Source organism: Vibrio sp. OPT41 (genome assembly GCF_015163595.1).
GTDB lineage: Bacteria > Pseudomonadota > Gammaproteobacteria > Enterobacterales > Vibrionaceae > Vibrio > Vibrio alginolyticus.
The window spans coordinates 172532-183805 of record NZ_JADDYH010000067.1; the positions used below are offsets into that span (position 1 = coordinate 172532).

General features: G+C 46.0%; 13 protein-coding genes. 5 read left to right on the top strand and 8 right to left on the bottom strand.

What is annotated here, in order from left to right; all coding sequences use genetic code 11:
• Positions 1 to 492: 492 nt before the first annotated feature.
• Genes IQP38_RS22540 through nqrM form a run of 3 tightly spaced genes read left to right on the top strand, consistent with a single transcriptional unit; the run spans position 493 to position 1497 of the window.
• Positions 493 to 783 carry a DUF134 domain-containing protein gene (locus IQP38_RS22540; protein ID WP_005373924.1) on the top strand — a complete coding sequence of 97 codons (291 nt, stop codon included), beginning with the start codon at positions 493 to 495 and terminating at the stop codon, positions 781 to 783.
• Positions 780 to 1286 (top strand): NifB/NifX family molybdenum-iron cluster-binding protein, encoded by a 507-nt coding sequence (locus IQP38_RS22545; protein ID WP_104980426.1) that lies wholly within the window; start codon positions 780 to 782, stop codon positions 1284 to 1286. Before IQP38_RS22540 ends, IQP38_RS22545 begins: the two co-directional genes overlap by 4 nt.
• Before the next feature lies 1 nt (position 1287).
• Complete coding sequence (gene nqrM / locus IQP38_RS22550; protein ID WP_025768002.1) at positions 1288 to 1497, top strand: (Na+)-NQR maturation NqrM; 210 nt, start codon at positions 1288 to 1290, stop codon at positions 1495 to 1497.
• Here the strand turns inward: nqrM and IQP38_RS22555 are convergent.
• Positions 1475 to 2287 (bottom strand): phosphotransferase, encoded by an 813-nt coding sequence (locus tag IQP38_RS22555; protein ID WP_170890210.1) that lies wholly within the window; start codon positions 2285 to 2287, stop codon positions 1475 to 1477. The genes nqrM and IQP38_RS22555 overlap by 23 nt on opposite strands.
• A gap of 187 nt (positions 2288 to 2474) precedes the next feature.
• Here IQP38_RS22555 and IQP38_RS22560 point away from each other — a divergent pair, with 187 nt between their 5' ends.
• Complete coding sequence (locus tag IQP38_RS22560) at positions 2475 to 2669, top strand: hypothetical protein (RefSeq protein ID WP_005373920.1); 195 nt, start codon at positions 2475 to 2477, stop codon at positions 2667 to 2669.
• 75 nt (positions 2670 to 2744) lie between these two features.
• Here the strand turns inward: IQP38_RS22560 and fusA are convergent, their stop codons facing one another.
• The 5 genes from fusA to IQP38_RS22585 all read right to left on the bottom strand — a co-directional run bounded on the left by fusA (position 2745) and on the right by IQP38_RS22585 (position 9457).
• Positions 2745 to 4769, bottom strand: a complete 2025-nt coding sequence (fusA, locus tag IQP38_RS22565; protein WP_104980430.1) for an elongation factor G — start codon at positions 4767 to 4769, stop codon at positions 2745 to 2747.
• A 293-nt stretch (positions 4770 to 5062) separates the two neighbouring features.
• On the bottom strand, positions 5063 to 6055 hold the full coding sequence (gene dgcA, locus IQP38_RS22570; protein ID WP_033906306.1) for an N-acetyl-D-Glu racemase DgcA: 993 nt from the start codon (positions 6053 to 6055) through the stop codon (positions 5063 to 5065).
• A 50-nt stretch (positions 6056 to 6105) separates the two neighbouring features.
• Positions 6106 to 7110, bottom strand: a complete 1005-nt coding sequence (gene dgcN / locus IQP38_RS22575; RefSeq protein WP_104980432.1) for an N-acetyltransferase DgcN — start codon at positions 7108 to 7110, stop codon at positions 6106 to 6108.
• A 101-nt stretch (positions 7111 to 7211) separates the two neighbouring features.
• Entirely contained in the window at positions 7212 to 8093 is an 882-nt protein-coding gene (locus IQP38_RS22580; RefSeq protein WP_025767997.1) for a LysR family transcriptional regulator, read from the bottom strand.
• 155 nt (positions 8094 to 8248) lie between these two features.
• The gene (locus IQP38_RS22585) at positions 8249 to 9457 is read right to left on the bottom strand and encodes an MFS transporter (RefSeq protein WP_017635140.1); all 1209 of its coding nucleotides are present in this window, start codon (positions 9455 to 9457) and stop codon (positions 8249 to 8251) included.
• Positions 9458 to 9658: 201 nt separating this feature from the next.
• Between IQP38_RS22585 and soxR the strand changes: the two genes are divergently transcribed.
• Positions 9659 to 10093 carry a redox-sensitive transcriptional activator SoxR gene (soxR, locus tag IQP38_RS22590; RefSeq protein ID WP_005373898.1) on the top strand — a complete coding sequence of 145 codons (435 nt, stop codon included), beginning with the start codon at positions 9659 to 9661 and terminating at the stop codon, positions 10091 to 10093.
• Between the two features lie 9 nt (positions 10094 to 10102).
• Here the strand turns inward: soxR and IQP38_RS22595 are convergent, their stop codons facing one another.
• Complete coding sequence (locus IQP38_RS22595; protein ID WP_005373896.1) at positions 10103 to 10498, bottom strand: DUF2391 family protein; 396 nt, start codon at positions 10496 to 10498, stop codon at positions 10103 to 10105.
• Between the two features lie 13 nt (positions 10499 to 10511).
• A partial coding sequence (locus IQP38_RS22600) for a tetratricopeptide repeat protein (protein WP_228010162.1) occupies positions 10512 to 11274 on the bottom strand: 763 nt, incomplete at its 5' end.

An 11274-nucleotide genomic window follows, 5' to 3' on the forward strand; every position in this document is an offset into this window, starting at 1 on the left:
CCTTTTTCTGATATACCTAAGCGCTTTCAAGAAACTTAATTTGGCAAGAAGAGTAGGGCACCTAGGCCAAGTAATGGTCGTTCGACAGGTTCTTTATCGAACGTATTACTCTTTAAGCTCAGGCGAATATCGTCAAACTTCTCTTTTTCGTTCCTTAGGTATACATCCTTTAAAATAAAACAATCATTAGTGTTCAAACTAATGATTTGCTTGGATTATAGTTTTTCTTCTTCAATAAAATGAACACATTAGCGTGTATTTGTATGAAAAATCTGCGCAAACTAACGTTTTTATTATCCGGTTAATTAGAATTGATCTTTTTGCTCGTTTGTCATCGAAATTTCTAAATTATTAGATGTCTAATTAATGCTGATGTATTACGTATTTGTCGTGTTGATTTTTGCAAACTTAGTTTATTGGCATATGCTAAAAATGTTATTGGCATATGCCAGTTTAAGGCGTAATTTGACTCCGTGTTTTTGAGGGACAATGATGGCAAGACCAAAGATAGAAAGACGAATATGCGGACGTGCGGCTCACCACTGCTTTAAGCCCAATGGCATTCCATTTAATCAGTTGGAGCAAGTCGCCATATTACCAGAAGAGTTAGAAGCGCTACGTTTAGCCGACTTAGAGGGGCTTAGCCAGCAGCAAGCTGCGGAGCAGATGGGCGTTTCTAGACAAACTTTTGGTAACACAGTAAAAAGTGCAAGGTTGAAAGTCGCAAAAAGTTTAGTTGAAGGTCATGCATTAGTTTTTCCGAATGAGGAGTCAAACTTATGATTTATGCTATTCCTAATGATGGTGAGCGGGTGGCAAACCACTTTGTAAAAGCACCATACATTGCTATTTATTCTGATACTGACGGTATGCTAAAAAACTTAGCGAACATAGCTTCTATGCCACAAGCGGGTTGTAATGCGAAGTCTCAGTTGATTCAGTCTCTAAAAGGGTACAATGTGGATGCTGTTCTTGTGCGAAATATCGGTGAACGTGTATTGGCAAAGCTACTTAGCAGTGGCACGCCAGTATTTAGGCTGTCTACTCGTAGTTCCTTGGAAGATGTGCTTGCGGTTCCAAGAGAGCCTTTGATTGAGCCCTCTCAAGGACGTCCATCAAACAATCATAAGAAAAGTGTTCACAAAGAAAAAGGCGGCTGCGGCTCCTGTGGTTGTGGTGGCCAAAAATCAAAAACCTCCTTGTTGGCAAGACCTAAAGCGCTACTCAAAGCAACATCTAGCCCTGCTATACTTAAGCTAGAGTCGATGGCTAATAAGGCAGGTTAATATGGTTTGGTTATTTACCTTTCTTGGTTTTCTCGCAATCATTTTGTTGATGTCACTTGGTGTCATTTTTCATAACAAGCGTATTCAAGGAAGTTGCGGCGGTTTAAACAACGTCGGTGTTGATAAAGTATGCAACTGCGAAACCTCATGCGCAGAACCTGAAAGGCGTTTACATCAAATCTCAGAGCCTAACTCATCACCTGAGCACTAAGGCTTTTGGCCCATTGCGGCAAGGTTTGCCGAAACCAGTCCAAATACTTGCTGGTCTGCGGATTCTCTCTGGAGACCAGTATGTTGACTACCTCGACAACGATCCACGCTTTTGCTAGTCCGATATCGCGCGCCAATGCTGTTGTTTCACCTTTCTCTGCGCACTTTATATACTTGCCTGCTACGTTCAAGTAATCATCAAATGTGCCCATGCCCTCGATGAGCGGCGCTAAATCTATCGCGACATGCCCTGTAGAGAAGCGCTCCCAGTCGAACAGCACCAGCTCGCCATTTCTACGCTGTCCCCAGTTTCCAGCATTCGAGTCTCCGGAGATCAAGTTCTGTCCATCGAAAAGGTGCGCCGATCGTTGTTGGAGGTTGTGGAAGAACTGTTCTGTCTCTGAGCCCAGTTCAAGTGTTGCGAGTGCTTGTTGGGTCGCTTGTGGTGTCCACTGATGGCGGTGATAAATACCATCTGATATTGGTGGAAGTTGGTGCAGTTTGACGAGTTGTTCAATGACTCGAGGATCTTCAAGTAAGAATGCTTGCTCGACTGCGTGGGGAACGTATTCAATGTGCAGAACGTTTTTCTGGTCGTCGAGTTGAATCAAGCGCGGTACGTGTATTCCAAGCGCGTTAAACTGCTCGGCATAGCGTTGATAAAACGCCACTTCTATTTGAGTAGGGTTACGTTTTTCTATTACTTGGACGCCATCTTTTTCGATGAGAAAAACTTTGGCACTGCCCATTTGGTTGAGTTCTTGTTGCGACACCGGACTTCCTGTGTTCATGTAGAGAAATCTCACCTTAATCGCTGCACTCACGTTTGCCAATAGCCACGACAAAGTGCCTCAAAAATATTAAATGCAACCGTTTAAATATGATTTTGCTGTGAGTGTCTAAATTTTACACAGTCTCGCCTGTACTCCGATAAATTCGTTCTACGCTTACTATTCGTCTTAATAAAGGAGAACCAAAATGGCTGTAATGAAGCAGGATATTCCAAATCGTGTAACGGTTTACCATGACAATATCGATCAAGAACAAGAGCTGAAAAATGCGATGCTGCCAGAGAAACCGCGCTACTTTAACGGTGCTCCGACTTACAAAGCGAACAGCATCGAAGAGTTTGAAAGCAAAATCAGTCAGATAGGTTTGTCTCTCGATAAATAATTTTTCTTTTACCTAAAAGCGCCCTCAAAATGAGGGCGCTTTTTTGTTTATGTGATTGATTTGAATCTTAGGGAATTAACCTTGTTGTGCACTGCCTTGGCAGACCTGTTTTTGCACTGCTGGTGGCGCGGGCTCGTAATGGCTTAAAGTCATACTAAAACTGCCTTCACCACCCGTGATGGAGCGCAATCGACGAGCGTAATCTTGCAGCTCATTTACTGGTGACTTGGCTCTGAGTAAGGTGAAGCTGCTGTCTATTGGCTCGGAGCCTTCGATTAAGCCTCGGTTTCCAGATAAATCACCAGAAACATCGCCAACATTCGCGGTTGGGATGTGCAGTTCCATCTGGACAATGGGTTCTAGCACAATAGGATCTGCGTTGTTAATCGCATCTAAAAAGGCTTTCTTACCTGCGATGACAAACGCTATTTCTTTCGAATCGACGGAGTGATATTTACCGTCATAAACGGTGACTTCCACATCCTTAATTGGGTTGCCAGAAATCGCGCCTTCCTCTAACGCTTGCAAAATACCTTTTTCAACAGCAGGAATGAGCGCGGTTGGAATGGCGCCACCCACCACTTTGTTGATGAACTTAAATCCGGCACCACGTTCGAGTGGACGAACCTTCAATTGCACTTCACCAAATTGGCCTGCACCGCCACTTTGTTTTTTGTGTCGATAATGCCCTTCGGCAGGTTTGGTGATGGTTTCAAAGTATTCGACGCTTGGTTGGCAGGTTTCGACGTCCAGTTTGTACACGTTCGCCATCTTTTCTAATGCGACTTTGAGGTGAAACTCCCCTTGGCCGCTGATGATGGTTTCGTTGGTGCGAGCGCGATGTTCGATGCGCAGCGAAGGATCTTCACTGGCAATTTTATTCAGCACATCTCCTAATTTTTGCTCATCTCCACGCTTAAGAGGCTTCAAGCACAAAGAATACATGGAGTCAGGAAGGTCCAACGTTTTGAGTTGAACACCATCTTCTTCGTGAGAGTCATGAACGATTGAATCGAATTCGAGATCATCCACTTTGGCTAAAACGCAGAAGTCGCCTGCAAGCGCGCGAGGGATCTCGGTTCTATCTTTGCCCTGCAGTTGATATAAGTGCCCAACTTTAAATGCCTTGTTGCTTTCGCCAATATAAAGCTGGCTGCCCGCATTGATTTCACCCTGATACACACGTAAGTAGGCAAGTTTTCCCATATATGGGTCGACGCTGACTTTGTACACGTGTGCGACGGTGTGCTCTAAGGTTTCGCAATTTACTTTGATTTTTTTGCCGTTCTTTTCCAGTAGAGGAGGGTTACCCTCGTTTGGCATGGGCATGATCTCCGCCAAGGTGCGCAGCAGCAACTCGACGCCCGCGCCGGTTTGTGCTGAGACAAAACAGACCGGAATCACATGTCCAGTTCTCAGTGCTTCTTCAAACGGATCATGCAGTTGCTCTGCGGTGAGTTCAGAGCCTTGTTCCAGATACAGTTCCATCAGTTCTTCATCGACTTCGATGACTTGGTCAATTAAGGTCTCATGAGCTTCATCTACTGTTGCAAGTAAGGTTTCTCGTCCCAATTCTGGTTCGAAATAGCAGTCAACTACAGATTCCCCGTCAGTCGAAGGTAAGTTGATCGGCAAGCAGTGGTCACCAAAATGCTCAACGATGTTCTCCATCAATCTCTCTAACTGATTACCGTGGTTATCGAGCTTATTGATGATGATCATCTGACATTTTTGCTGCTCTTTTGCAAAGGTGAATAAGCGATCGGAAGTTTGGTTAAGCGGTGTTTGAGGGTCGATGACAAGGGCGGATGTTTCAACGGCAGGAAAAACGCTGATAGTACGGCCAAGTAACTCGTTTTGTCCCGGAGTGTCGATGATATTGAGCCGGTGTTTATTCCAGCGCAGTGCGACTGGCGTTGCTTCAATACTGTGTTGATATTGGATGGATTGAGGGTCGAAGTCGGTAACAGTATCGCCTTTTTCTACGCTGCCTAAATGGTGGGTGGCATCGCAGGTGAAGAGCAGTTTTTCTATCAGTGTGGTTTTACCGGTCCCGGTTTGACCGACAAAAGCGATATTGCGTATTTTATTGATAGGCATAAAGCCTCCTTGCAAGATGGCGTGAAAAACCTACGAATTGCTAGGAAGTGGGTTGTTATAGAAACCCACGCACTGCATTGGAGTAGGGCGGGATTACCGCCTATTCGTTTTCCACGTCATTTTCCGGATGACTCGATGCATAAGACCACCTTCTTGGACTACTGGAATCTTAGCATGCCTCAATAACCATATAATTTATGTGATTTATTTCATGATGGGGCTGATTGTTTTTTAATCGAGATCATAAACTCAGAGGTTCTGACTTTTGGAGCAAAACCTCTGGATTGTTTAGGCTATTTGGAAAGAACGATTTCGCCGTCGCGATAAACCAAGCTTGGCGTTACATCTTGTCCTAGTAACACCGGGCCATCAAGATCGACAACGCTTGCCTGAGCAGCAATAGGTAACGCGGCTCGCATCGCCAGCGACGTCCCCAACATACAACCGGACATGAGGCTAAAACCGAGTTTTTGGGCGTCGTCGGCTAATAATAGTGCTTCAGTGAGCCCGCCAGTTTTATCTAGCTTAATATTCACCATTTCATATTTGCCAACCAACTGATGCAATTGCTCTCTGGTGTGACAACTTTCATCGGCGCAAAGTGGAATGGGGTGCGGAATGCTGGCGAGTACGTCATCGCAGTCTTGTGGCAACGGTTGTTCGATCATGGTGATGTCTAGCGGTTCGAGTTGAGCAAATACCGTCGCGAGGTCGAGGTTTTGCCACGCTTCATTCGCATCTAAGACAATTTGTGCGTGCGGCGCGGCATCGCGTACTGCTGCAACGCGCTCAATCACGTTTTCACCATCCAGTTTTACCTTAAGCAGTTTTGCGCCTTGGCTAAGGTAAGCTTGTGCCTGTTTTGCCATCGCTTGCGGCTTGTCGATAGAAACCGTCATCGCCGTCACAATCGCCTCGGGTAACGTAAAGAGGTCGTGAACCTGCTGCTTTTGGCTCAAAAGCGCGTGAAGATGCCAAAGGGCGCAATCCAATGCATTTCTTGCCGCCCCTGCGGGTAATAACGATTGAAGCTGGCTTTTGAGAACCATGACATCAGCTTCGCCTTTGGCATACAAACTTTGCAGTTCATGCGCGGCGTGAGAAATCGCCTTAATCACCGATTCAACCGATTCACCATAACGAGGGTATGGCGTGCATTCACCTTGGGCGGTCATGCCTCGATGTTCAATTGTCACGCGGACTACGTGGCACTCTGTCCGACTGCCGCGAGAGATGCGAAATGGTGTCGCCATGGCAATCGTGACGGGTTCTACATGAATTTTCATCTCACTAGTTTTCCCTAAACCGCAGTTATTTTCTAAACCGTAAATGTTTCTTAAATCGTAAGGAGCCTATCTGCAACCGCATCAACGCCAAAACGCACAGGGTCGGTGACGGGCACCTGGTATTTGTCGCTCCAATCCTGGCATAACTGGGCTGCATCTTCTTCGCTGATCGCCGAAGTGTTCAAGCAAATACCCACTAATTGAGCGTTTGGATTTGTTAGGCGAGCAGCGGCCAGATTCGCTTCTATCGTTTGTTCAATGGTTGGTAAGTTCGCATGTGGTAAGTTGCGGATGTGCGGGCGACCAATCTCATGGCACAGTATCAGAGCGTCAGCTTGTGCGCCGTGAAGTAAGCCCAAACTTACGCCAGCAAATGAAGGGTTAAACAATGAACCTTGCCCTTCGATGATGTCCCAATCGTGATCGGTGAACTCAGGGCTGATCGCTTCTACTGCGCCGGAGATAAAATCGGCAACTACAGCATCAATCGAAATGCCACTGCCTGCGATGAGAATTCCGGTTTGACCCGTTGCTTTGAACTCTGCACGACAGTTTTTACGCTTCAATGCATGCTCAATGGCAAGGGCAGAGTACATTTTTCCAACGGAGCAATCTGTCCCTACAGTAAGTACTCGCTTGCCTGCGCGAGCTTTGCCATTGCCGACCTTGAGCGGGGCATCATAATGGCGAACATCATACAGTTTGGTTAATCCGCGTTGTTCTAGATCGGCAAGGGGAGCAAATTCCGCCAAACGTTGGTGCATGCCCGATGCAATTTCAAATCCCATCTCTGCCGCTTCAAGTAAGGTTGCTTGCCAAGCTTCGGGAATGACGCCTCCTGGATTTGCTGTGCCGAGCACCAGCGTTTTTGCTCCTTGCTGCTGCGCTTGTTGTAGTGTCATGTCGGTTAAACCAAGCGATACGGTTTCTGGCGTCAGGCGGATTTGGCCAAGACAAATCTCAGGTCGCCATTGATATATGCCACGCGCGGTTTTTGCTGCGAGTGGATCGGTTACATCGCCAAGAAAAAGTAGGTAAGGTTGAGCAATTTGCATGATGGTTCCCTTCGTCATCGTTATTGCTCATTAATGTAGCCAGACTGATTTAGGAAACCGAATGCTTATTTGTTAGGCAGGTATAACTTCAGGTTATACCTTTAAACCATCTGTTGTTTTAGGGCGGTGATAAATTGCTTTGTCGCAATGGATTGAGGTGTGTGCTCTGCGAATAAAATAGAGACAGAGAAGGACATATTTGGCTCCAAAGCATGCACGGAAACGGCATTATCTTGGCGATATTGTTTTGCAGTCCAAGGGTCTACAATCGCGAATCCTGCTTCGTTTTTCACCAGTTCAGCCGCCGCGGAGTAGCTGCGGACGGTAATGGCATGTTGATAATGCTCGTCACGCGCTGACAAGGTTTGATGTAACAGCAAGCCCAGAGGGTCTCGGCTATCTAAACCGATAATGGGTAAATCGTGACTGATGAGTTCTTCTAAAATGACGGTTTTTTCTGCGGGTATCGCTGCGCTTTTAGGAGCGATCAGTGCTAAGTTTTCTTTCAATAACACGTGCCCCATGATCGCTGGTGGTGTTTCTTCACCGAACGCAATGGCGACATCCAGTTCATGTTTCAGTAATCCTGAGCACAGCTCATCGCGATTGGCCGTTAATAGCTCAAAGGAGATGCCGTGCTCTTTCGACAACAACGCGACAGTCGGCGCTAACAAGTGCGCGGCCAAAACAGGCGGGGCACCGACTCGTAAATGTTGAGTTCCCTGTTTGACTTTGTTGGTCAGAGAGCGAAATTGTCCGAGTTGTTGATAGACTTTTTCAGCCTCTGGCAATAAGGCTTTGGCTTCTTGAGTGGGAACGAGACGGCCCTTTACACGCTCAAATAAAGCGAAGCTCAGTTGTTGTTCTGTATGGGCGAGAACTCGAGTGACATTAGGTTGGGAAACGTGCAGTAAGCGAGCCGCGCCTGACACCGTTCCTGCTTGCATAATGGCGTAAAAGACTTCTAATTGCCTTAAGTTCACTGCGATTTCCCCCTGCTCATGTTGGTCACTTCAGAATACCCAACCTTGCTGATAAGCGATAGAGGCAAAAGTGCTGGCGTAAAAAAATAGGAAGACGATGTTGGTTGCCTTCCTATCTCGCTTTTTCAATTTCTCAACTTCTCAATTTCTATGCTTCACTTTGCTGCTGCATGAAGGGGCAGGTCGTTAAACGGCTCGACGTCTCGACTGAGTAATCCCATCAAAATCACTGCTAACACCATGACAGCAGCTGCGATTGCAAAACCGTATTGTGTTAGTTCGTAATGACTCAACATTGCAATCAGGACGTAACTGAGAGATTGAATGGTGGTGGCAAACATGCTGATGCCGCCATCGACGCGACCTCGTTGATGAACCGCTACGGTGTGATGCATCCAGTTGACTCTCGCAATGCGATTTAGCGCGTTAAATACGCCAAACAGCGCCGTAAACAATAAGATGGTCAGCGGGCTCATCGCAAAACTCATCCCGATAAGCGCAAAAGATACCATAACCATCGAAGCGAACATAATGTGGCTATGGGAGGCACGGCTTAGCACTTTGGTGACAATAAAGCCGGTTAGCAACGAACCGAGGCCAAAACTGATGTTGAACCCTGCAAACCAATCGCCAGAGATGCCTTGTTCAGAAAACCAAATCGGCACCAGTTTGCTCAAATACGTCAATGCAGGATAAGAGAGGCAAGAGAGCAGAATAAAGCCATAAAATCGGGGTTCGAGACGGAATATTTGTTTGCTCTCTTTGAGTTGCGCGATGAAAGCAACGGATTTTGACGCCCTTAATTGTTGGGTATAAGGCGTCAGAATATAGAACATCGCTGCTAACGCAGAGGCGCTGGCCGCAAACAAAGCAAACTCTTTCATACCCCACATTTCAAGCAAAACAATACCCAACGCGCCAGCTCCGAGGGTTGTGGATTGCATTACAATTTCTTGCTGACCCGAAATTTTCGCATACTCATGGTGCTGATAATTTTCTTGGGTGAAGGCGTTGTTGGTCGTCCATGCAAAATTACTCGAAACCCAATACACCAATTGCGCAAAAGCCAGCAACCAGTGTGACTCAAACCCTAACCAATAAGCAATGAACACCACCAAAGCCATACCCGATTGAATCCATTGATTGAGCACGAGTAGTACTTTGCGTGAATGTCGGTCAATTAAAGTGGAAAAGAAAGGCGTTGCTAGAAAAGAAATCGCGGTGCAGCTCAGAGAAACTAAAGCTACGAAAGTGCCCATGTTAGGTTCGGAAAGCATGACCCATGGCAGCGCCATCATGAATAAGCCAGAGGAGATACTGTCGAAGAAGCGGCCAGCTAAGTACGGCTGAGTTTTATTTTTCATTATGTTTGCCTCTAACTCCCGATGGATTTCAAAAGGTTGATGTCCAACTGTCTTGTGGTTAACAACCAAGTCGTTCGCGCTGAATACATTATCTTGAGATCGCCGGGGTTTAGCGTTAATTAAGATGGTGCAACTTTAAAACCTCAAGTAAACTTGAGGTAAAGCATTTTTTTAACAAAATTGATACGCAGGGAGTCAAGGATGGAAATCAGCGTAGGAGAAGTGGCAAAACGTTCTGGAGTGAAAGTATCTGCCCTACATTTTTACGAGCAAAAAGGACTGATTTCGAGCTGGAGAAATCAAGGTAATCAGCGTCGCTACCATCGCAGTGTGTTGCGCCGTGTTGCGGTGATCAAAGCAGCGCAGCAAGTTGGGTTGTCGTTAGAAGAAATTAAACATGCGTTAGATGAACTGCCGAAACACCAAGCCCCTAACAAAGCGCAATGGGAAGAAATGGCAAGCCATTGGCATGAACAGTTAGAACAAAAGATTCAAAAACTTAAAGCGTTGCAAAACGATTTAGGCGGATGCATTGGCTGCGGGTGCTTGTCGTTAGAAACCTGCGCACTTCGAAACCCAGAAGATGTATTAGGGAAAGACCACTCGGGGTCGAACTTAACGTTAGAAGAAGAGTAGCGATTATCTCTATTCTTTGTCGAAACTGTCGACTACGATCGCGCCCATCGAAGCAGGCATTGTGATGACGATAACGCGTTTTATCGCAACCAAAGGCTCATTCATGAGTGGCAGTTTATCAAGACAGAAAAGTACTAACGCTACCACAACGGCCGCAATGAGGTACGCGATAACCACACGAAAAATAAAGATGGATACGCGATTCTTGATGTGGCTTTGAAACACGCTTTGATACGCGAAAAAACTGAGGAAAATGACAGAAAGACTTAACAGCATGAGCAAGTTTGCCATTGGTAGGCTCTCACCCAATCGCCACGCTTCCTCCGAAAATGAGATCGGGACTGCTAGGGCAAAAGCGCCAACCAATACTTGGCTAGCGTCTTCTAGATTAAAGTGGCTGCTCATGCTGTTTATTCCATTATTCGCTTGCTAGATGTAAGAGCTTTTCAAAACGCTCATTACCGTGCAGCAATTCGAGGTCTCGTTCTTCGGCAAGTAAATCACGAATGGATGGGCTGTATTCAATTGCGCGTTCCAAGTCTTCAATAGCTTGCTCTTCGATACCAAGGCGAGAGTATGCACACGCGCGTTGATACAGTGCAGGGCCGTTGGTGTAATCGACTTCAAGTACGCGGTTACAAATGCTAAGTGCCCAATGGTATTCGTTGATTTCCATCGCTGCGTCGGCTTTGTAAGTCAACGCTTCTAAATCACCTGGACGAATTAATAAGATTTCATCATAGATCTCAATACGTTGTTCTGGAGTTTGAGAGCTTTGTGCACGTAGCCATAAGTTATGGATCTCGTTGATTTTCTCAATCTCTTTGTTGTTTTCGCTGATAATGCGAGTTTTGCGTTTTAAATCTCGCTCAAGGGCGACAAACTTTTTCTCGTATTCTTGGGCGATCTTCTCCAATCGTTTATCAGCCATCTCTTTGGTGTTGTGTTTAAACTCGCGCAGAGATTGCCATCCGACAAAGGCAATCAGCGATGCGACACCAGCAATGATGTAGAAGAAGTATGTAACGGTCACGTTGGCATAGTTCAACGATTTATCTGCGACCGTTAGCTCGCGATCGGTGATCTCTGTGATCATTCGCTTTTCTAGGCTTTGATAGTCCTGACGCAGCGCTTTTAGTTCATCTAAAATATAGCGTTCCATTAATGGTCTATCTAACAGA

Coding starts and splice junctions, on each gene's coding strand:
- IQP38_RS22555 (WP_170890210.1), bottom strand. CDS start 2,287: ATGAACACAGGAAGTCCGGTGTCGCAACAAGAACTCAACCAAATGGGC.
- dgcA (WP_033906306.1), bottom strand. CDS start 6,055: ATGAAAATTCATGTAGAACCCGTCACGATTGCCATGGCGACACCATTT.
- fusA (WP_104980430.1), bottom strand. CDS start 4,769: ATGCCTATCAATAAAATACGCAATATCGCTTTTGTCGGTCAAACCGGG.
- IQP38_RS22560 (WP_005373920.1), top strand. CDS start 2,475: ATGGCTGTAATGAAGCAGGATATTCCAAATCGTGTAACGGTTTACCAT.
- dgcN (WP_104980432.1), bottom strand. CDS start 7,110: ATGCAAATTGCTCAACCTTACCTACTTTTTCTTGGCGATGTAACCGAT.
- nqrM (WP_025768002.1), top strand. CDS start 1,288: ATGGTTTGGTTATTTACCTTTCTTGGTTTTCTCGCAATCATTTTGTTG.
- IQP38_RS22595 (WP_005373896.1), bottom strand. CDS start 10,498: ATGAGCAGCCACTTTAATCTAGAAGACGCTAGCCAAGTATTGGTTGGC.
- IQP38_RS22540 (WP_005373924.1), top strand. CDS start 493: ATGGCAAGACCAAAGATAGAAAGACGAATATGCGGACGTGCGGCTCAC.
- soxR (WP_005373898.1), top strand. CDS start 9,659: ATGGAAATCAGCGTAGGAGAAGTGGCAAAACGTTCTGGAGTGAAAGTA.
- IQP38_RS22545 (WP_104980426.1), top strand. CDS start 780: ATGATTTATGCTATTCCTAATGATGGTGAGCGGGTGGCAAACCACTTT.
- IQP38_RS22585 (WP_017635140.1), bottom strand. CDS start 9,457: ATGAAAAATAAAACTCAGCCGTACTTAGCTGGCCGCTTCTTCGACAGT.